This window comes from Rhodococcus sp. ARC_M6 (assembly GCF_022810305.1).
Lineage (GTDB): Bacteria > Actinomycetota > Actinomycetes > Mycobacteriales > Mycobacteriaceae > Rhodococcus_F.
Map to the genome: position 1 here is coordinate 24,236 of NZ_JALGQH010000019.1, position 18,967 is coordinate 43,202.

Annotated in this window: 20 protein-coding genes and 1 tRNA gene; 11 read left to right on the forward strand and 10 right to left on the reverse strand. The window is 62.1% G+C overall.

Translation table 11 applies throughout. The features are described 5' to 3' along the window. Window positions 1-257 precede the first annotated feature (257 nt). On the forward strand, window positions 258-1,697 hold the full coding sequence (locus tag MTX36_RS18975; RefSeq protein ID WP_243621244.1) for an NAD(P)/FAD-dependent oxidoreductase: 1,440 nt from the start codon (window positions 258-260) through the stop codon (window positions 1,695-1,697). 23 nt (window positions 1,698-1,720) lie between these two features. On the opposite strand, the gene MTX36_RS18980 is transcribed toward MTX36_RS18975, so the two are convergent. From MTX36_RS18980 to MTX36_RS19000, 5 genes are all read right to left on the reverse strand, one after another. Further along, window positions 1,721-2,113, reverse strand: coding sequence for a type II toxin-antitoxin system VapC family toxin (locus tag MTX36_RS18980; RefSeq protein WP_243621245.1), 393 nt, complete (start codon window positions 2,111-2,113; stop codon window positions 1,721-1,723). Then, window positions 2,098-2,394: a type II toxin-antitoxin system Phd/YefM family antitoxin gene (locus MTX36_RS18985; protein ID WP_243621246.1), complete on the reverse strand. Its 297-nt coding sequence runs from the start codon at window positions 2,392-2,394 to the stop codon at window positions 2,098-2,100. The genes MTX36_RS18980 and MTX36_RS18985 overlap by 16 nt, the downstream gene beginning before the upstream one ends. Window positions 2,395-2,444: 50 nt before the next feature. Beyond that, the gene (locus MTX36_RS18990; RefSeq protein WP_243621247.1) at window positions 2,445-2,723 is read right to left on the reverse strand and encodes a hypothetical protein; all 279 of its coding nucleotides are present in this window, start codon (window positions 2,721-2,723) and stop codon (window positions 2,445-2,447) included. Then, window positions 2,683-3,057, reverse strand: coding sequence for a hypothetical protein (locus MTX36_RS18995; protein ID WP_243621248.1), 375 nt, complete (start codon window positions 3,055-3,057; stop codon window positions 2,683-2,685). The genes MTX36_RS18990 and MTX36_RS18995 overlap by 41 nt, the downstream gene beginning before the upstream one ends. 57 nt (window positions 3,058-3,114) lie before the next feature. Beyond that, window positions 3,115-3,197: transfer RNA gene (locus tag MTX36_RS19000), tRNA-Leu, on the reverse strand. Between the two features lie 254 nt (window positions 3,198-3,451). Here MTX36_RS19000 and MTX36_RS19005 point away from each other — a divergent pair. The 7 genes from MTX36_RS19005 (at window position 3,452) to pknB (ending at window position 13,180) form a co-directional block, all read left to right on the forward strand. Continuing rightward, window positions 3,452-4,903: a DUF3662 and FHA domain-containing protein gene (locus tag MTX36_RS19005; protein WP_243621249.1), complete on the forward strand. Its 1,452-nt coding sequence runs from the start codon at window positions 3,452-3,454 to the stop codon at window positions 4,901-4,903. Window positions 4,904-5,102: 199 nt separating this feature from the next. After that, on the forward strand, window positions 5,103-5,567 hold the full coding sequence (locus MTX36_RS19010; protein WP_243621250.1) for an FHA domain-containing protein: 465 nt from the start codon (window positions 5,103-5,105) through the stop codon (window positions 5,565-5,567). Then, entirely contained in the window at window positions 5,564-6,982 is a 1,419-nt protein-coding gene (locus MTX36_RS19015; protein WP_243621251.1) for a PP2C family serine/threonine-protein phosphatase, read from the forward strand. Before MTX36_RS19010 ends, MTX36_RS19015 begins: the two co-directional genes overlap by 4 nt. Beyond that, window positions 6,982-8,433, forward strand: a complete 1,452-nt coding sequence (locus tag MTX36_RS19020; RefSeq protein ID WP_279394782.1) for an FtsW/RodA/SpoVE family cell cycle protein — start codon at window positions 6,982-6,984, stop codon at window positions 8,431-8,433. The genes MTX36_RS19015 and MTX36_RS19020 overlap by 1 nt, the downstream gene beginning before the upstream one ends. Then, on the forward strand, window positions 8,430-9,896 hold the full coding sequence (locus tag MTX36_RS19025; RefSeq protein ID WP_243621252.1) for a penicillin-binding protein 2: 1,467 nt from the start codon (window positions 8,430-8,432) through the stop codon (window positions 9,894-9,896). The genes MTX36_RS19020 and MTX36_RS19025 overlap by 4 nt, the downstream gene beginning before the upstream one ends. A 3-nt stretch (window positions 9,897-9,899) precedes the next feature. After that, window positions 9,900-11,255, forward strand: coding sequence for a protein kinase (locus tag MTX36_RS19030; RefSeq protein WP_243621253.1), 1,356 nt, complete (start codon window positions 9,900-9,902; stop codon window positions 11,253-11,255). Continuing rightward, entirely contained in the window at window positions 11,252-13,180 is a 1,929-nt protein-coding gene (pknB, locus tag MTX36_RS19035) for a Stk1 family PASTA domain-containing Ser/Thr kinase (RefSeq protein ID WP_243621254.1), read from the forward strand. The genes MTX36_RS19030 and pknB overlap by 4 nt, the downstream gene beginning before the upstream one ends. A 71-nt stretch (window positions 13,181-13,251) precedes the next feature. Here pknB and MTX36_RS19040 read toward each other — a convergent pair whose 3' ends face one another. Continuing rightward, window positions 13,252-13,923, reverse strand: coding sequence for an aminodeoxychorismate/anthranilate synthase component II (locus tag MTX36_RS19040; RefSeq protein WP_243621255.1), 672 nt, complete (start codon window positions 13,921-13,923; stop codon window positions 13,252-13,254). Window positions 13,924-13,945: 22 nt separating this feature from the next. Next, window positions 13,946-14,644: a DUF881 domain-containing protein gene (locus MTX36_RS19045; RefSeq protein ID WP_243621256.1), complete on the reverse strand. Its 699-nt coding sequence runs from the start codon at window positions 14,642-14,644 to the stop codon at window positions 13,946-13,948. A gap of 118 nt (window positions 14,645-14,762) precedes the next feature. Between MTX36_RS19045 and crgA the strand changes: the two genes are divergently transcribed. After that, window positions 14,763-15,026, forward strand: coding sequence for a cell division protein CrgA (gene crgA / locus MTX36_RS19050; RefSeq protein ID WP_243621257.1), 264 nt, complete (start codon window positions 14,763-14,765; stop codon window positions 15,024-15,026). A 107-nt stretch (window positions 15,027-15,133) separates the two neighbouring features. Further along, entirely contained in the window at window positions 15,134-15,625 is a 492-nt protein-coding gene (locus MTX36_RS19055) for a PH domain-containing protein (protein WP_243621258.1), read from the forward strand. A 19-nt stretch (window positions 15,626-15,644) separates the two neighbouring features. On the opposite strand, the gene MTX36_RS19060 is transcribed toward MTX36_RS19055, so the two are convergent. Together MTX36_RS19060 and MTX36_RS19065 are read right to left on the reverse strand one after the other, a co-directional pair. After that, on the reverse strand, window positions 15,645-16,592 hold the full coding sequence (locus MTX36_RS19060) for a rhomboid family intramembrane serine protease (protein WP_243621259.1): 948 nt from the start codon (window positions 16,590-16,592) through the stop codon (window positions 15,645-15,647). Window positions 16,593-16,609: 17 nt separating this feature from the next. Then, the gene (locus MTX36_RS19065; protein ID WP_243621260.1) at window positions 16,610-17,137 is read right to left on the reverse strand and encodes a peptidylprolyl isomerase; all 528 of its coding nucleotides are present in this window, start codon (window positions 17,135-17,137) and stop codon (window positions 16,610-16,612) included. A 94-nt stretch (window positions 17,138-17,231) separates the two neighbouring features. Here MTX36_RS19065 and MTX36_RS19070 point away from each other — a divergent pair, with 94 nt between their 5' ends. Beyond that, a complete protein-coding gene (locus tag MTX36_RS19070; protein ID WP_243621261.1) occupies window positions 17,232-17,582 on the forward strand; it encodes a hypothetical protein in 351 nt (116 codons plus the stop codon). A gap of 54 nt (window positions 17,583-17,636) precedes the next feature. Here the strand turns inward: MTX36_RS19070 and MTX36_RS19075 are convergent, their stop codons facing one another. Next, window positions 17,637-18,914 (reverse strand): lipase family protein, encoded by a 1,278-nt coding sequence (locus MTX36_RS19075; protein WP_243621262.1) that lies wholly within the window; start codon window positions 18,912-18,914, stop codon window positions 17,637-17,639. Between the last annotated feature and the right edge of the window lie 53 nt (window positions 18,915-18,967).

An 18,967-nucleotide genomic window follows, 5' to 3' on the forward strand; every position in this document is an offset into this window, starting at 1 on the left:
CGAAGAGATTCAGGGCTGCGTTTCGTGCAGAAAGTTCCGCTTCACAGGATACCGAATCCCCAGGCAAGCAGGCTATGCGGGAGACAAAAGGGCGATATATGCAACAACTGGCCGCAGCGATAAAGATCAGCTGCGGCCAGTGTGCTTGGAACTCTAACAAAAGTTGAGCGATCAACCAAGGGGTTGTCCTCACTTTTCTGTGCGACTAATGCCATTGATGTGATTTGCGTACGCTCACGGCAAGGGAACGAGGTGCAATGACAACGGCAGTGGTGGTGGGCAGCGGCCCCAACGGTCTTGCGGCAGCAATCGAACTCGCTCGCGCGGGGGTCGAGGTACATGTCATCGAAGGCGCCGACAAGATCGGCGGCGGTACCCGCAGCAGTGAGTACATCGTCGAAGGACTCATCCACGACGATTGCGCTGCTTTTCATCCCACCGCTCTGGCCTCACCGTTTTTCAAGGAACTCGACCGGGACTTCAGTCTCGCCGATCACGGACTGACGTGGCTGTGGCCCGAAATCGACCTCGTTCACCCGCTTGACGACGGCACCGCCGGGGTTCTGTGGCGCGATATCAATCGAACCGCAGACGGACTGGGTGTCGACGGCAAGAAGTGGCTCAGCGTCTTCGGATACCTCTCCGAGAACTTCGACGAATTGGTGCAGGACGTCTTCCAGCCGATCGTGCACCTTCCGAAGCACCCGCTGATGCTCGCGCGTTTCGGAACGGGCGCCCTGATTCCCGCGACGGGTTTCGCTCGGCTGTTCAAGACCCCACAAGCTCGGGCGCTATTCGGCGGCGTCGCGGCGCACATGTTCGGGCCGTTGAACCTTCCCCTGTCCAGCGCTGTTGCGTCGATGCTGACCGCAGCTGCCCACGCACACGGTTGGCCTGTGGCACAAGGGGGCTCGGGATCGATCGCGGCGGCGCTCGCATCGATCCTGCGCAGCCTCGGTGGCACGATCGAAACCGGAAACTGGGTCACCAACTACTCCCAACTCGCCGGCTACGACATCGTCATGCTCGATCTCGCACCCGACGCTGCCGCACGATTGCTCGACGGCCTGCAGCCCAACCGAATAGCTCGGGCCTACCGCAAATTTCGTTTCGGCACCGCCGCATACAAAGTCGACTTTGCCGTGCGCGGTGACTCCGATGGAAGCGTCGTACCGTGGACCAATCCCCACGCCCGGAAAGCCGGCACCCTGCATCTCTCCGGAACGATATCGGAAACGGCTGCCGTGGAGCGTCAGACCGTGCAAGGTTCCATGCCTGGGAGACCCTTCATCCTGTTGGGTCAGCAGTTCCTCGCCGATCCATCGCGTTCAGTCGGCGATATTCATCCAGTCTGGTCGTATGCACATGTGCCGCATGGTTATTCGGGCGATGTCACCGATGCGATCACCCGGCAGATAGAGCGCTTCGCACCGGGATTTCGGGACCGGATCGTCGGTACGCACGTTCGCAACGTCCCGCAAATGCAGGCTTACAACCCCAACTATGTCGGTGGTGACATCTCGGCGGGGGCGAACACTGCGCGGCAGATCATCGCCCGCCCCAGATTCGGGCTCAATCCCTATGCGACCGGAGTTCCGGGCGTCTTCCTCTGCTCGTCGGCAACTCCCCCGGGCGGCGGCGTCCACGGGATGGGCGGCTACAACGCAGCGCGGGCAGCACTGAAGTCGCGGAACTGAAACGTCCCCGCGGGGAAGCGGATTCACACGGTATCGATACGAAGTAGATGTTCGATTCCTCGTAGATCTTCCGCATTGCGGGTGACAAGTCGTGCGTTGTGCGCATGGGCGGTCGCAGCGATCATCAGATCAAGTGCCCGCGGCTGGGGCTTGCGCCCATGTTCTTTTACTGCCGCGGCAAGTTGCCCGTAGCTTCGTGCCACCAACGCATCTACGGGAAGTGGCTCAAACTTCCGCTCCACCGCAATCAGACGTTGCAATCGCAGAGCGCGTTGCTCGGCGCTCGCCGCGACCAGAAGTCCGAAGTGCAACTCAGCCAAACTCACTGCACTGATCGCCAACTCGCCATCCAGAGGCGGTACGTCGTTCGCGATGAGAATGCTGGTATCCAACACGGACTTCACTGCTGAGCCCACGGATCAACGATCGGATCGTGCATCAAGGTGCGATCTTTCGCCCACTCCGGGTCGGTTTTCGTTTCGAAGATTTCGGCAATTTCTTCAAATGAGCACCACGCCCTTTTCCCCGCCGGACCGAGAACAGCACTCGGCCGGCCCGCGACGGTAATCAGCATCGTCTCGCCAGCCTCGGCGCGTTTGACGTAGTCGCTGGCGTGCTGCCGAAGTTCCTTCAGCCCCAAACTCTCCATAGCCAATAGTAGCACTAGTGCTACCCCCAATTCGAGGGAAGCTTCCATTCGAAACGTCCCGATGGGGACGGCATTTCAGACAAACCACCGAGTCACTTCTATTCAGGCTGTTCACCCACCGGCGGTTCTTTGCCTACGAACGCAAAATTCATCCGTCGTGCTCCACTCAGGTCCACGACTGGAACACGCTTCTGCGACTCTGCCGCGGCCTCGAACCAACCTCCAGGCGGAATCTCGATTGCCGGGATAGTTCGATCGTCGATATCGATCATTCGAGGTTCCACCTCCTCCCACAGGACCGTCACGTCCGAAACTGCGGAAGCAATGTCCGTCCCATCAATGGTGACCTGAGTTTCGTCGATGATGCCGACGGTCATCTCCGCCCCCACCATTAGCTTGCAAGCCGGTGTGGACCTTGGGCAGGTTGGTCGAAATGCGGCCCTCGGAGTCCTGCACCCCGAACAGCATCGGCGGCGTACATCCACTGGCCGGTCGACCGAACCCGTACATGTCAGGAAACCGGTCCGCGGTACGAAGGTTTGTCTGCACCGAGAAGGTGATGCACGTGGTGTAGACGTGAACGCCGGTAATCCACAACGCAATCTCATCCGTCTGAATGAGAGTGCTGTGCAGCGGCACAAGGACTGGGATCTCGTTGAACGGCACGCCAGGGAACCTGGGCGGTCGGCCGAAGCGGGCGTTGTCGGTCATTTCCCCAGACAAACACAAAGGCCGCGAATCCTGTGAGGATTCGCGGCCTTTGTTTTGTGGGCGGAGGGGGACTTGAACCCCCACGTCCCGAAGGACACTGGCACCTGAAGCCAGCGCGTCTGCCATTCCGCCACCCGCCCGGGCAACGTCGAAACATTATCACGATGAGATTTGAAACCACTATTCGTGCAGGTCAGTACCTGAAACGAAGAACACAGCGCATTGCAAAGGGTGGAACCGATATCATGCAGGAACCACAACCAGGTACTGCTGAGCCGACGTTTGACAGTACCGTGGAACCTGAACAGCAGTTTGGACGACACGCGACTTGGCGGTGCCGGTGCTAGTTGCCGAGCATTTCCAACTCGTCGATGCGAAGCGAGAGGAGACCCCGATGGGCATCGTTCAGCGATTTGAACGGAAGCTTCAAGGAGCTGTCGGTGACGCATTCGCACGTGTCTTCGGCGGCGGCGTCGTGCCACAAGAAGTAGAGGCCGCGCTTCAACAGGAAGCGCGGGACCGCGTCGAACACCTCGGCGGCGGCATCCTTCTTGCTCCCAACCACTACGTCATCACCATCAACAATTCGGATCACGAAGAGTTGGCGGCCGACCGCGACCTCACCATCAAGGCTTTCAGCCGGCATCTGCAGGATTTCATCCGCGATCAGGGCTGGCAGACATATGGCGATATTTCGGTAACCTTCGAGCCTTCGCCTACGCTCCACACCGGCCAGTTCCGTACCCGCGGCACTGTGGACCCGGATGAGGAAGCCAAGCAGGCACCCGCTCGGACCAATGTGCCGCAGGTGTCGTCGCGACCCCCGCAAAGGCCAGAACAGCAAAGACCCACACCGATCGTTCCCCCTGTTTCGAATCCAGTCCCGTCACAACCAGGAGCCGGCACCATGACGCAGAACTCAGGCTACGAATCCAGCCGCGAACCGGCTGGTCGCCAGCCCGATCAGCAGCCGGCTCGTAATGGATACTCACATGACGACAGCGGATCTGCCGCTGCGCAAGGCGGCGGATACCACGCGCCGCAGGGTCAGGGCGCTCCGCCGCAGAACGGCTACGACCGCGGCGACGGTTACCGCACGGGCGACGACCAGCAGGCGTACCCCACCCAGAACCCCAACCCGGCGCCCAACCAGCAGCAGGGCTACGACCAGCAGGGTTACCAGCAGCCCTACAACGATCAGCAGGCGTACCAGGGCAGCTACGACCAGCAGGGCTACACCCAGCAGCCGTACAACGATCAGCAGGGCTACCAGCAGCCTTACAACGATCAGGCCTACAACCAGCAGGCCTACCAGGGCGGCTACGAGCAGCAGGGTTACGACCAGAACGCCAACCCGCAGCAGCCGTACAACGATCAGCAGGGCTATCAGCAGCCTTACAACGATCAGGCCTACAACCAGCAGCCGTACGACGCCCAGTCCTACGACCAGGGCAGCTATGACCAAGGCAATTACGACCAGAGCGCCAACTACGACCAAACCCAGTCGTACGCGCAGCAGAGCTACAACCCGGGCGGATACGCGCCTGCTGCACAGCAGGCTTTGACAGCAACGCTGCAACTCGAAGACGGCAGCGGACGCCACTTCCAGCTTCGCGACGGCAGCAACATCATCGGTCGTGGACAGGAAGCTCAGTTCCGCCTTCCCGACACCGGCGTTTCACGTCGCCACATCGATATCCGTTGGGACGGCCGGACTGCGATGCTGTCCGATCTCGGTTCGACCAACGGCACCACGGTCAACGGCGCGCCGGTTCAGGACTGGCAGCTCGCGGACGGCGACATCGTCCGTGCTGGTCACTCCGAGATCTTGGTGCGCATCCTCTGAGCGCCACTCCTGGACCGGAAAACGTTTGCTCGGAATTTTCTACATAACAATCGAACATAGGGCGGTCCGTCGGCGCGGCGCCGCCCCTCCCGTGTCAGTATCGTGCTCTTTTGGGGCTCCGTGCCCCCTATGATGCTGCCAGTCGACAATGCTTGAACCCCGCTGCTGGGGATCAAGCCATAGAAGGAGGTGGACAGCCGTGCAGGGCCTGATTCTGCAACTCACACGGGCAGGCTTCCTGCTCCTCTTGTGGCTGTTCGTCTGGGCGGTGTTACGCACGCTGCGGTCGGATATCTATGCCGGCTCCGGAGTTCGGGTTCCCGCGCGGTACGCCCGCGCCGGAAAAGTCCTACCGTCACTCGGCAAAACGAAGGTTCCTCGATATCTGGTGGTCACACAGGGCGCCCTTGCCGGCACTCGCATTACGTTGGGTACACAACCCGTCATGATCGGGCGCGCCGACGATTCAACTCTTGTCCTGACCGATGACTACGCGTCGACGCGTCATGCGCGGCTCTCGCAGCGCGGTGCCGACTGGTACGTCGAAGATCTCGGTTCCACCAACGGCACGTATCTCGACCGGGCAAAGGTCACCACGGCTGTACGAGTTCCCTTGGGAACACCGGTTCGTGTCGGAAAGACCGTAATCGAGTTGCGCCCGTGACCCTTGTTCTCCGCTACGCGGCGCGCAGCGACCGCGGTCTCGTGCGCTCCAACAACGAAGATTCCGTGTACGCGGGCGCTCGTCTGTTGGCTTTGGCCGACGGTATGGGTGGCCACGCGGCCGGCGAAGTCGCATCCCAGTTGATGATTGCCGCATTGGCGCACCTCGACGACGACGAACCGGGCGAGGACCTGCTGGGCAAGCTCGAGGCAGCGACTCGTGAGGGCAACGATTCCATCGCCGATCACGTCGAGGAAGAGCCTGAACTCGACGGCATGGGGACCACGCTCACCGCGATCCTGTTTTCCGGCAGCAAACTCGGGCTCGTCCATATCGGTGACTCGCGCGCGTATCTGCTGCGCGACGGTCATCTGACGCAGATCACCCGCGACGACACGTTTGTTCAGTCGCTGGTCGACGAGGGTCGGATCACGGCCGAACAAGCGCACACGCATCCGCAGCGATCCCTGATCATGCGGGCATTGACCGGCAACGAGATCGAGCCGACGCTCACCATGCGCGAAGCCCGCGCCGGTGACCGTTACCTGCTCTGCTCCGACGGCCTGTCCGACGTGGTCAGCGACGAAACCATCGAGAACACGATGAGCGAAGGCTCGCAGGAGCAGTGCGCTGATCGCCTCATCGAATTGGCACTCCGCAGTGGCGGTCCTGACAACGTCACAGTTGTGGTGGCCGACGTCATCGACCTCGATTACGGGCAGTCTCGCCCCATCGTCGCTGGTGCTGCATCCACGGAGGAAGAAGAGTTCGCTCCTCCCCCCAACACTGCCGCGGGCCGAGCCGCAGCTATGCGACCGCCACGCGCAACACCCAAGCGTGTTGTTTCTGTGCCCGAACCCGAGCCCAAGAAAAAGCGAAACCGGTTGTGGTGGGTAGTTCTCGCCGTAGTGCTGCTTGCTGTGATCGCTGTTGGTGCCGTCATCGGCCGCACGGTCATCCGCAACACCTACTACGTCGGGGCGGACGAGGGCCGTGTCACGGTGCTGCGCGGAATCCCCGGTTCTGTCCTCGGTTACTCACTGCAGGAAGCCGATCTGATCGGTTGTGTCGGTGACGACGACGTCCTGACGCTGGTCGCGCCCAGCACCATCCCGAGTGACTGCAACATCCTCGAGGTGACCGATCTGGCACCATCGGCGCAGGAACAGGTCCGGGCCGGGCTCCCGTCGGGCAATCATCAGGACGCACAAAGTCAGATGATCCGACTCATCGGCGGCGATCTCCTGCCTCGTTGCGAACCGGTTCCGGCAACTGCGACGCCGCAACCCACACCGGCCCCGACTGCCGCACCGCCGGCAGCACCGCCCGCTCCCAATGAACCGGCAACAACGACGCCCACTCCTGCGCCGACTCCGACCGGAATCCCCGGTCAGACTTGCAGGACGGTCAACTGATGTCGTCCAACGCCGCCGCCGGGATGGCTTTTCCGAGCCCGCCCGGAGGTTTTGCCCCGGCGCCGGTCCAGTCGACTCGGCGCAACATGGAACTGTTGCTGCTCGGATTTGCCGTCGTCATCACGACGGTGTCGTTGTTGTTGGTCGAAGCTAGCCAGGAACAGAAGATCACCCTCGATCTGGCCAAGTACGCCTTGACGTACACGGGCCTGTTTCTGATCGCGCACTTGGCAATCCGGCGGTACGCACCGTACGCGGACCCGTTGCTGCTCCCGATCGTGGCGCTGCTCAACGGCCTCGGTTTGGTGCTGATTCACCGCCTGGACTTGGCTGACGAGCAGACAGCTCTGTACAACGGCGTCGAAGCACCTTCCCCCGACGCGAACCAGCAGGTGCTGTGGACAGCACTCGCTATCGCGGGTTTTGTTCTGCTACTTGTGTTCTTGAAGGACTACCGCCTGATGGCGCGGTTCAGCTACACACTTGGCCTCGCCGGCCTGGTGTTCTTGGCCATCCCCGCGATTCTGCCGGCCCGGTTCTCGAGCGTGAACGGTGCAAAGATCTGGATTCGCTTGCCTGGATTCAGCATTCAGCCCGGTGAGTTCGCCAAAATTTTGCTGATCATTTTCTTCGCGTCGGTCCTGGTGGCCAAACGTGATCTGTTCACCAGCGCCGGTAAACACTTCCTGGGCATGGACTTTCCGCGTGCCCGCGACCTCGGCCCGATCCTGCTCGCATGGATCGTGTCGGTCGGCGTGCTCGTGTTCGAAACCGACCTCGGTACGTCACTGCTGCTCTTCAGCACGGTACTGGTCATGCTGTACATCGCCACCGAACGTGTGGGCTGGCTCGTGATCGGTGGCGGTCTGCTGGCCATCGGATTCTTCTTCGCCTACAAGATGTTTGCGCACGTCCGCGTGCGCGTCGACACCTGGCTCGATCCGCTCGGCGACTACGCCAACACCGGATATCAGATTTCCCAGTCGCTGTTCGGCCTGGCCACGGGCGGAATCGCCGGTACCGGCCTGGGCAGTGGGCGACCCAATCAGGTGCCGTTCGCCAAAACCGACTTCATCATCGCGACCATCGGCGAAGAACTGGGACTCATCGGCCTGGCAGCGGTTCTGATGTTGTTCCTGCTTCTCATCGTTCGTGGCCTCCGTACAGCGCTGGCGGTGCGTGACAGCTTCGGCAAACTGCTCGCCGCCGGCTTGTCGTTCACCATTGCGATCCAGATTTTTGTTGTGGTCGGTGGCGTCACCAAGCTGATTCCGTTGACCGGTCTGACCACACCGTTCATGTCGTACGGCGGTTCGTCGCTGCTCGCGAACTACCTCCTACTGGGAATTCTCATTCGAATCTCCGATGCCGCCCGCGCACCGGTAGTTGCCAAGAAGAAGGGTCCACCCCCGATCGCCGACGCCCATACCGAGATGATGCCGCGCATATGAACACTCCCCTGCGCCGCGTCGCGATGGCCGTCATGTTGATGGTTGTCGCGCTACTCGCCAACGCCACGTACGTCCAGGTCATCAAAGCCGATGACCTGCGAGCCGACCCCCGCAACTCCCGGGTGCTGCTCGACGAGTACTCACGCCAACGAGGTCAGATCTCGGCTGCCGGACAGGTACTGGCTGCTTCCCAGTCCACCGACGATCGGTACAAATACCTGCGCCAGTACCCCAATCCGTACCCGTACGCCCCGGTCACCGGCTTCTACTCGATGCAATACGGCAGCGCGGGCCTCGAACGTACCGAGGATCCCATCCTCAACGGCTCCGACAACCGGTTGTTCGGTCAGCGTTTCTTCGACATCGTCTCCGGACGCGATCCGCGGGGCGGCAACGTCGTGACGACGCTCAATCCGGCAATGCAGCAGGTCGCCTACGACCAGTTGACCAGCAAGGGTTACACCGGTTCCGTCGTCGCCATCGAACCGAGCACCGGTCGAATCCTGACCATGGTGAGCACGCCGAGCTACGACCCCAACACTCTCGCGAGCCACGACGGCGCCGAAACCACGCGGGCCTGGGACGCACTCAACGCCGACCCGGCCGACCCCCTCGTGAACCGTGCCATCTCGCAGACCTACCCGCCCGGTTCCACATTCAAGGTGATCACCACGGCGGCCGCTCTGACGGGCGGCGCAACCCCGGACGATCAACTGACCGCGGCGCCGCAGATCACGCTGCCCGGAACCAGCACCACCCTCGAGAACTACAACGGAAGCACCTGCGGACCCAATCCGACGGCGTCGCTACGTGACGCGTTCGCGCGTTCTTGCAACACCGCGTTTGTCGAATTGGGCATCAAGGACGGTGCGGAAGCCGTCAAGGACGAAGCCAAGGCTTTCGGTATCGGCCCCAACACACCGGCAATCCCATTGCCCGTCGCCGACAGCACTGTGGGCGACATTCCCGACGACGCGGCGCTCGGCCAGACCAGCATCGGTCAGCGCGACGTCGCCGTGACGCCTCTGGAGAATGCGGTGATCGCCGCGACCGTCGCCAACGGCGGCGTACGGATGCAACCGAATCTGATTTCCCAACTACAGGCGCCGGACCTGACCGATCTCAGTTCACCGGCTCCGGTGTCGATGGGCCAAGCCGTCTCACCGGCCGTGGCTGCAACATTGACTGAATTGATGATCGGTTCGGAAAACTTCACCGGCGGCGAAGGCAAGATCCCGGGCGTCCAGATCGCGTCCAAGACCGGCACGGCCGAACATGGCGTGAATCCGCGGGAAACACCGCCTCACGCCTGGTACATCGCTTTTGCACCCGCTCAGAATCCGACGGTCGCAGTCGCCGTCATCGTCGAGAACGGTGGCGACCGCGGACTTGCCGCTACCGGTGGCTCTGTGGCTGCACCGATCGGTCGCGCAGTAATCGCAGCCGGAATACAAGGGGGCTGAACCATGGCGTTGAACAATGGCGCTTTGATCGCCGATCGTTACCGACTGAACCGGCTCATCGCTACCGGCGGAATGGGCCAGGTCTGGGAAGCAACAGACTCACGACTCAATCGACGCGTCGCCGTCAAGGTACTCAAGTCGGAGTTCTCGTCGGACCCGGAGTTCCTGGAGCGATTCCGATTCGAAGCTCGAACGACAGCTCAGCTCAACCACCCCGGTATCGCGGGAATCTACGATTACGGCGAGACTCGGGACAGCTCAGGTGAATCCACTGCCTACCTGGTGATGGAACTGGTCAACGGTGAACCTCTCAATGCCGTTCTCTCACGCGTCGGCCGCCTTGCGGTTCCGCATGCCCTCGACATGCTCGAGCAGACCGGACGCGCACTGCAGATCGCCCACGACGCCGGTGTCGTGCACCGTGACGTGAAGCCCGGCAACATCCTGATCACCCCCACCGGCCAGGTCAAGATCACCGACTTCGGCATCGCGAAGGCCGTCGAGAACTCTCCCGTCACGCGTACGGGAATGGTGATGGGCACCGCCCAGTACATCGCTCCCGAGCAGGCCCTGGGCCAGGATGCCACCGCAGCCAGTGACGTGTATTCACTGGGAATCGTTGGTTACGAAGCACTTTCCGGACGACGACCCTTCACCGGCGACGGTGCATTGACCGTCGCGATGAAGCACGTCCAGGAAATTCCGGCCCCCATGCCGGCCGACCTGCCCCCGAATATTCGCGAACTCATCGACATCACGCTGACCAAGGATCCCTCCGGTCGTTACGCCAACGGCGGCGAGTTCGCCGATGCCGTCGCCGCTGTACGGGCCGGAAGGCGTCCGCCGCCACCAGGCTTGGCGCACGGCGGATCCGCGACCCCGACCGGCGCAACACAGATATTGGCGCCCACCGCGGGGTATGCCGCGACGGGGTACACCGCTGCGGCGGATGCCGCCGATACCGGCGGGCTGACGAGTGGCCAGAAGGCGATGGCCTGGGCCGGCGGCGGTTTGATCGCCCTGGCACTGATCATCGGCGGCGTCTGGATTGCCACGGACAGCCCGGACAACTCCTCCCCGGCTGTGGTGTCGTCGTCGACGACGACGACCAAACCGACGACCACGACGACCAAACCCACCACGACAACGACTCGGCCCACGACGACGACAACCGAACCGACCACCACAACAACGGTTCCGACGACAACGACGACGACGACGGTTCCGACGACGACCACCACAACAACGGTTCCGACAACCACCACCACGGTTCCGACAACCACCACGACAACCATGACGACCACCACCACGACGACCGAGTCGAACGCTGCAGAAGAACCGCTAGGAAATGAAGAATGACGACACCCCGTAATCTCTCCTCCCGATACGAACTGGGGGAGATTCTCGGCTTCGGTGGAATGTCCGAAGTTCATCTGGCGCGCGACCTCCGACTCAGCCGCGACGTGGCTATCAAGGTTCTGCGAGCCGACCTCGCGCGTGACCCCACGTTCTACTTGCGGTTCCGTCGTGAAGCGCACAATGCCGCCGCCCTGAACCATCCGGCGATCGTGGCTGTCTACGACACGGGTGAAGCCGAGACCGAAGCTGGGCCTCTGCCGTACATCGTGATGGAGTACGTCGACGGCGACACCCTGCGTGACATCGTGCGCAGCAACGGCCCGATGGCGCCCCGTCATGCAATGGAAGTGATCGCGGACGTGTGTGCCGCGCTGGACTTCAGCCATCGCAACGGCATCGTCCACCGCGACGTCAAGCCCGCCAACATCATGATCAACCGCGCCGGCGCCGTGAAGGTGATGGACTTCGGCATCGCCCGAGCCATCTCCGACGCGTCCAGTCCGATGACGCAGACGGCTGCCGTGATCGGCACCGCCCAGTACCTCTCACCTGAGCAAGCCCGCGGTGAGCAGGTCGACGCACGTTCGGACGTCTACTCGCTCGGTTGTGTGCTGTTCGAGGTCCTCACCGGTGAGCCGCCCTTCTCCGGAGACTCTCCGGTCGCAGTGGCGTATCAGCATGTCCGTGAAGACCCGCCCACGCCGTCGGAGGTCAACCGCGACATTCCGCGTGAGCTGGATTCGATCATCCTCAAGGCGATGAGCAAGAACCCCGCCAACCGTTACCAGAGCGCCGGCGACATGCGCAGTGACCTGGTTCGGGTGCTGGGTGGCCAGCGCCCGAGTGCGCCGATGGTGATGAACGACGAGGACCGCACCAGCATCCTCGGTTCCGTCGGCAGCGACACCGGTAACTTCCGCACAGCCCCGGATCCTGTGGATCCGGTGAACCCTGCCGCGAAGCGGAGAGCGCCGGAACCGCCGGCCAAAAAGAAGGGCCTGCGATACGCCCTGATGGGATTCGCGGCTGTTGTGGTCATCGGCTTGATCACGGCGTTCCTGCTGAACGTGAACACCTCCAAGATCGAGATGGTGACCGTTCCCGCAGATCTGACCAACCAACCGGCCGACTCCGCCGAAGCGACACTGCTGAACGCCGGATTCAAGGTGGAACGTCAGCAGAAAACCGACAAGGTGGTTGCGGCGGGCAACGTCATCACTACCCGTCCGGTGGCCGGAGTTCGGATCGAGAAGGGCAGCACCGTCACCCTCGACGTGTCCACCGGCCCCGAGCAGGTTGCCATTCCGCGCCTGACCGGGCTGAGCCAGGACGACGCCGAAAGAAAGCTCAACGCCGTCGGTCTGCGACTGGATCCGACGATCGGACAGGTCGCGTCGACGGTCGCCGAAGTGGACAAGGTCGTCAATCAAGATCCGGCCTCAGGTGTTTCCGTCACGCTCGATTCGGCAGTCTCGATCACCGTCGGCACCGGTCCTGAGCAGGTCCGCGTCCCCGACGTCACAGGCCAGCGTCAGGAAGTTGCGAAGCCCAACATCGAAGGCGCCGGCTTTGTCGTCCAGACAACCGAAATCGATTCCGGGCTCCCCAAGGGCCAGGTGGTCTCTACCGATCCAGCGGGTGGAACGTCGGCAACCAAGGGCACGACCGTGACGCTGCGGGTGTCAAACGGCAACAAGATCGCGATGCCCGACCTCACCAACAAGACCGTGTCCGAGGCATTGGCGACACTGCGCACATCGGGTTGGGCGGGAACGGGAGCACAGCTGGTGCAGACCCAGACCACCACACTCGTTCCCGAGATGGTGGGCAAGATCGTCTCGCAGACTCAGCCCGCGGGATCCGAAATTTCCAAGGACTCCGTCATCACGGTCAGCGTCGGCGCACTGGGGATTCCCGGCCGATAGTGCATCGGATGTAAAAGAGGTCCTCCCGAAAAAGTTCGGGAGGACCTCTTTTGTGACCGGCGTTTTCAGGATCAGCGAAGAACGGGGACTATGCCACCGAGCGCTGACGCAACCTCTGCCTCGAGGGCCTTCACAAGAGCTTCCGGCGGAGCCTCGCCGCACACTGTCAACCAGTTCGCGAGCATCCGATGCCCACCCTGAGTAAGGACGGATTCGGGGTGGAACTGGACACCGTGGATCGGTAGTTCGCGGTGACGCATCGCCATGACGACACCGCTTTCGGTGTGCGCAGTGACCTCGAGTTCGTCCGGAATGGTGTCTTCGAGGACCGTTAGCGAGTGGTAGCGCGTCGCGGTGAACGGATCGGGCAGACCGGCCAGAACACCGACGCCCGTGTGGTTGACCCGGCTCGTCTTTCCGTGAAGAAGTTCCGGCGCCCGATCGACCGTCGCGCCGAAAGCCGCACCGATCGCCTGATGTCCGAGGCAGACGCCGAGCAGTGAAGTCTTGGAGTCGGCACACACTTTCACCAGGTCCATCGTCACGCCCGCGCGCTGCGGGGTACCGGGGCCGGGGCTCAAGAGAATGCCGTCGAACTGGGCCGCTGCCGCCTCGAGGGCACCGGGTCCGGTCAGTTGTGGATCGTCGTTACGCCAAACCACCGCTTCGGTCCCGAGCTGACCCAGGTACTGAACCAGATTGAACACAAAGCTGTCGTAGTTGTCGACGACAAGAATCCTCATAAGAGCAGGGTAAACGTCCGAGTTATCCGCCGGTATAGGCGGGCACCGTGATCTGTTCCGGACTCGCCTGCGTGTACCCCAGCCCGAAGCGCATGGCGTACTGCTTGAAGACCCGGATTCCGGGTTCGCCGGCAAGTGCCGCCTCGAGGCGTTCGGTGTTACCAATCGCTCGCATCACGTACGGCGGACTGTAGGTACGCCCGTGCAGTAGCAGCGTGTTTCCGATACACCGCGGAGCCGACGTATTCACAATCCGCTGATCCTGCATACCGACTGCCTCGGCACCGCCGGCCCACAGAGCATTCAGAACGCTCTGAACGTCCTGCTGATGGACAACCAGGTCGTCCGGGGTGGCGTCGACGGGATATTTGCCGTCGGCGTTACGCGGCGCATCCGTCATGGTGACGACAACACCGGGACCGGTCATCGACGTCAGGCCGGCGTCGACGGAAATCGCGTCGATCTCAGCCAGTGTGTCGGCAACTCCGGCGTTGGATCGCGCGGCCTCGACTTGGAGTGCGTTCAGTTGCGCCGAGAGCTGGTCCCGAGTGGCGGAGACGTCGGAGGCATTGGCCTGTGCGCTGCGAACCAGATCGGAAAGGCGGGTGCTGTCGGTGACCTGGAGTTGATTCTCTTCGGCTGATCGCTGGGCTGTGGCCACCATGAGACCGGCCACCAGGCAGACGACGAGCACTCCGACGCGCCAGAGATTCTGTGTCACCCCACGCTGCGGCACTACTTCCTCCCCGAACTTTCACCGATCGGCCCGTGACCGGCCGGACCCAGCTACGTTAGCGTGTATATACACAATCAGGTCACACCGTTAGAGCGAGGACGTTATGCCCAAGTCGAAGGTACGTAAGAAAAACGACTACACGATCAATCCGGCCAACCGAACTCCGGTCAAGGTGAAGATGGGTCCGTCGAGCACGTTGTACGTCTCGGTGATGCTCGGTTTCATGCTTGTCGGGCTGGCCTGGCTGATTGTGTACTACTTGGCTGCAGATTCCATCACCTGGATGAACGATTTGGGAGCGTACAACTTCCTGGTCGGCTTCGGATTCATGGTCGTGGGACTCATCATGACCATGAAATGGCGTTGACCAGCGAATACTGAATTCGCACCGACTTAGACCCGCCAATCAATTACATGGGTGTCATTCATCCCCAGTGTGGATAACTCCTGTGGACAACTAAGGAAGTTATCCACATGCTCGAGGATGAATTTCATCCACAGCCTCCCGGCAACGGCTCGGACGTCGTCTCGTGGGCCACTCCGATGAGTGCTGTCTACGCAATGTTCGGCGGCGGAATCGCACTCGCGATCGCGACAATCGTGGTGCCCACCGAGACCGCCGGACGGTTCCTGCTCGCCCTCGCGGTGATCGGGCTGTTCGTCATGGGCGGACTCGCATTGAAGCAGAGACCACGACTCGCCGTTATCGACGACAACGGCAGTCCGGCAATTGCCGTGCAAAGGTTGCTCGCCCGCCACGTCTTCACCCGTGAGCAGATCGACCGTGCACGGTTGGTGCGCTACCCGCGTCTGGGTCGACGCGTTCCGATGCTCGAAATCGACATCGTCGACCGCCCGACCGATACGGAGAAACTCCTGATCTTCGGACGCTGGGATCTGGGCACCAACCCCGAAGACGTCCTCGACGTGCTGACCGTTCACGGATTGGTGCCGCCGGAGAAGTAGCTCCCTAGGCGGCAGTTATCTAAACCGCGAGGAAGGGGTACTGCTCCCGCAGCTGCACGACGCGCATCACGACGATTCCGAACATGACCACGGTGACGGCCCCCAAACCGATCCAGCCGATCCGTACGGACTTTTCCCGATCCTGACCGGCGCCGAGCCACTGCGGGGCGTACAGGAACGCTGCGGTGGCCGCAGCGCCCGCGAGAAGCCCGCCCGCGTGACCCCAGAACGAGATACCCGGCAGCGAAATGCTGATGACCACGTTGATCGCGATCACCGAGATGATCGGAACCGGGCTACGACGCAGTCGCAACAGAATCACTGCCTGCGCACCCATGATCCCGAAAATGGCACCGGACGCGCCGGCCGTCCAACTGGCCGCGCCACCGGAGAACACGGGCTGAAATGCCATCACCGACGCGCTGCCGCCGAGCAACGACACCAGATAGACGCTGATGTACCGGGAACGGCCCATCACGATCTCGGTATCGCGGCCCAGGATGTACAGCGCATACATGTTGACGGCCAGATGCAGGATCCCGAAGTGCAAGAAGCCCGAACCGATCAACCGGAACCACTCGCCGCTGGCGACCAGCCCGGGATTGAGGGCCCAGTCCGCAAAAATCGACGAGCCGACCTGATTGTTCATGATGCTGCGCGACTGCACGAGCGTCGCCAGGAAGGCCAGGACGTTCAAGCCCATCAGCGTGTACGTCACAACCGGCACCGGCTGCGTCTGGCTGACCATATTGCCGGCAACACCGCGCACAGGACGAATATCGCGTTGACCGGCAGCTACACAGTCAACACATTGGTAACCCACCGCAGCTTCACGGAGGCAATCCGGGCACGCCGGGCGGCCACAACGATTGCAGGAAAGCGACGTGGGTCGATCTTGATGGCGGACGCACCGCGGTTGGGGCGGGATGCCCTCACTCGCACCGCCGCCCCAACCGGGGTTAGTCATCTTCGTTAATTACCTGTTCAGGAGATGGTGATGCTGTTGATGACGACGGGCTCGACCGGACGATCGGAGCGATCGACAGCGGTGGTGGAGATGGCGTCGACAACCTTGCGAGACTCTTCGTCGACAACCTCACCGAAGATGGAGTGCTTGCGGTTGAGATGCGGCGTCGGGCCGGTGGTGATGAAGAACTGCGAGCCGTTGGTGCCCGGGCCGGAGTTAGCCATGGCAAGCAGGTAGGAGCGGTCGAACTGCAGTTCCGGGTGGAACTCGTCGCCGAACTGGTAACCCGGGCCGCCGCGGCCGGTTCCGGTGGGGTCGCCACCCTGGATCATGAAGCCGTCGATGACACGGTGGAAGACTGCGCCGTCGTAGAACGGTCCGGTCTTGGCGCCGGATGCGTTCTCGGTCTTGTACTCTTTCGAGCCGTCGGCGAGGCCGACGAAGTTCTCGACGGTCTTCGGCGCATGGTTGCCGAACAGAGCGATCTTGATGTCGCCGCGGTTCGTGTGCAGCGTTGCGGTTGCGGTCTGATGAGTTGAAGTCACCCCACCATCGTGCCATTGTCTGGGTTTTCATGGATGCCGCCCCGCAGAATCCGTTCGCAAACTGATGCTCCGACGCCTGTGGCACAGTGAAGTCATGACACGAGTGACCGAGTCCATCAGCACGCAGCTGCCCACCACCGACGCTCGGCGTTGCGCCGCCGTTGTCGCGAAGTCGGTAGCACGGGGCGCCGGCCAGGTCGGACTGTTCCTGGGCCGCCAGGGCGCTGCGGCAGCCAAGAAGGGCGTCGAATGTGCCAAGGCAATTCCGTCCAAGTCGGCAGCCCGGAGCGAACGGGTGGAAAAGCCTCGCGGACGTAAGCGTCTCGCCGTCTTCGTGATCGCCGGCGTTGCGGTGATCGGCGGCGCGGTGTTCTACAAGAGCCGTCGACGCGAGCATCCGCCGGTGGCGTCGGCACCCCCGCGGGTTGACGAGAAAACCGCCTAACCTGTTGCCAGAAGCCCCGGAACACCCAGTGTTCCGGGGCTTTTCAGTACGCCGTCAGCAGTTGGACGGTGCCGGAACGTTATTGAAGCGATCAATCATGTAGCCGATGGATTCGGGAGTTCCCGCCAGATAGGGAGCGGCATGATTTATTGCCATTCCCGGAATGATCGGCGGCAATTCGTTCACCGAAAACTGTACTGTCGCACCGTTGTTGCACCAGTCGCGGGCAAGTTCCTGCCCTTGGCCGAACGGAACGATGTCGTCGGATCGACCGTGCTGGATCAGGACCGGTGACGTCGGAGTCAGATTGCCGATCTTCTGCTCGTCCAGGATTTCCTGAGCAAGCGGCAGACGCGCGAGGACGGCCGACAAGGATTCACCCGACTTGGTGAAACTGGACGAGTCTTGGAATCCGAATTCCAATCCCGTCTCCCCGACACACTGATTCTTGGTAGCGGCCAGCATCTGTCGACCGCGATCGTTGATCTCTGCGTCGAGCAGCGGTTCGACCTCCGGGTACTGCGCCAGAATTCCGTTGAGTGCGTATCCGATAACGCCCGTGAGGAAAGTGCCGTCGACTTGTGCCAGCGTTGCCGCCAGATCGGCCGGCGGAGCGCCCGCATACGTGCCCTTCAGATCAAGTTCCGGTGCGTACGACGGCTTCAATTCCGTTGCGGCCGCGGCAGCTCCGCCGCCCTGCGAGTAACCCCACAGTCCGACGGGACCGTTGCCGGAGATACTGGCATTGGGCAATTGTTGCGCGGCGCGCACCGAATCCAGAACCGCATGGGCCTCGGCCGCACGGTTCACGTAGGTGTGATCGCCCGGAGTTCCCAGGCCGTCGTAGTCCGTCACCACTACGGCAATCCCGTTGAGCAGCAAAATGTTTACCCAGATCGACTCGTAGCCGACCATCACATCTGTGGGGAATTGATATTCGAGGCCCGTATTGAACAGCTTCGATGGCGCACACTGGTCGCCTTGCCCGTGCGTACCCACTGCTGCAGCAACCAGTGGACGCGCCCCCTGTCCGGTCCACGGGTTAGTCGGCTCGAGGTAGGTGCCGGTGACTGCGGCGGGAGCGCCCTTGGCGTCCTCGCTGCGGTACATGATCTTGGTGGCGGTCGCGGGCCACGGACCATTGCTTCCGGGCACGCTCAACATCAAGGGCGTCGCCTCGGCTTTGATGAGATCGCCGTTGCTTCCGGGCGGCAAGTCCGTCGGCGGAGTGTAGAAATCCGTTGGTTCTGCCACCGCAAACGGCGCCGTTGCAGCACTGACGATCAGTGCTGCAACGGACATGCCGGCGACCCACCACATTCGGGTTTTCACGTTCACGTTCTCCCCACGTCGATGTGCACTGTGGTCTGACACACAGTGAACGC

Coding starts and splice junctions, on each gene's coding strand:
- MTX36_RS18975 (WP_243621244.1), top strand. CDS start 258: ATGACAACGGCAGTGGTGGTGGGCAGCGGCCCCAACGGTCTTGCGGCA.
- MTX36_RS18985 (WP_243621246.1), bottom strand. CDS start 2,394: ATGGAAGCTTCCCTCGAATTGGGGGTAGCACTAGTGCTACTATTGGCT.
- MTX36_RS18990 (WP_243621247.1), bottom strand. CDS start 2,723: ATGACCGTCGGCATCATCGACGAAACTCAGGTCACCATTGATGGGACG.
- MTX36_RS18995 (WP_243621248.1), bottom strand. CDS start 3,057: ATGACCGACAACGCCCGCTTCGGCCGACCGCCCAGGTTCCCTGGCGTG.
- MTX36_RS19005 (WP_243621249.1), top strand. CDS start 3,452: ATGGGCATCGTTCAGCGATTTGAACGGAAGCTTCAAGGAGCTGTCGGT.
- MTX36_RS19020 (WP_279394782.1), top strand. CDS start 6,982: ATGTCGTCCAACGCCGCCGCCGGGATGGCTTTTCCGAGCCCGCCCGGA.
- MTX36_RS19025 (WP_243621252.1), top strand. CDS start 8,430: ATGAACACTCCCCTGCGCCGCGTCGCGATGGCCGTCATGTTGATGGTT.
- MTX36_RS19030 (WP_243621253.1), top strand. CDS start 9,900: ATGGCGTTGAACAATGGCGCTTTGATCGCCGATCGTTACCGACTGAAC.
- pknB (WP_243621254.1), top strand. CDS start 11,252: ATGACGACACCCCGTAATCTCTCCTCCCGATACGAACTGGGGGAGATT.
- MTX36_RS19040 (WP_243621255.1), bottom strand. CDS start 13,923: ATGAGGATTCTTGTCGTCGACAACTACGACAGCTTTGTGTTCAATCTG.
- crgA (WP_243621257.1), top strand. CDS start 14,763: ATGCCCAAGTCGAAGGTACGTAAGAAAAACGACTACACGATCAATCCG.
- MTX36_RS19055 (WP_243621258.1), top strand. CDS start 15,134: ATGCTCGAGGATGAATTTCATCCACAGCCTCCCGGCAACGGCTCGGAC.
- MTX36_RS19060 (WP_243621259.1), bottom strand. CDS start 16,592: ATGACTAACCCCGGTTGGGGCGGCGGTGCGAGTGAGGGCATCCCGCCC.
- MTX36_RS19070 (WP_243621261.1), top strand. CDS start 17,232: ATGACACGAGTGACCGAGTCCATCAGCACGCAGCTGCCCACCACCGAC.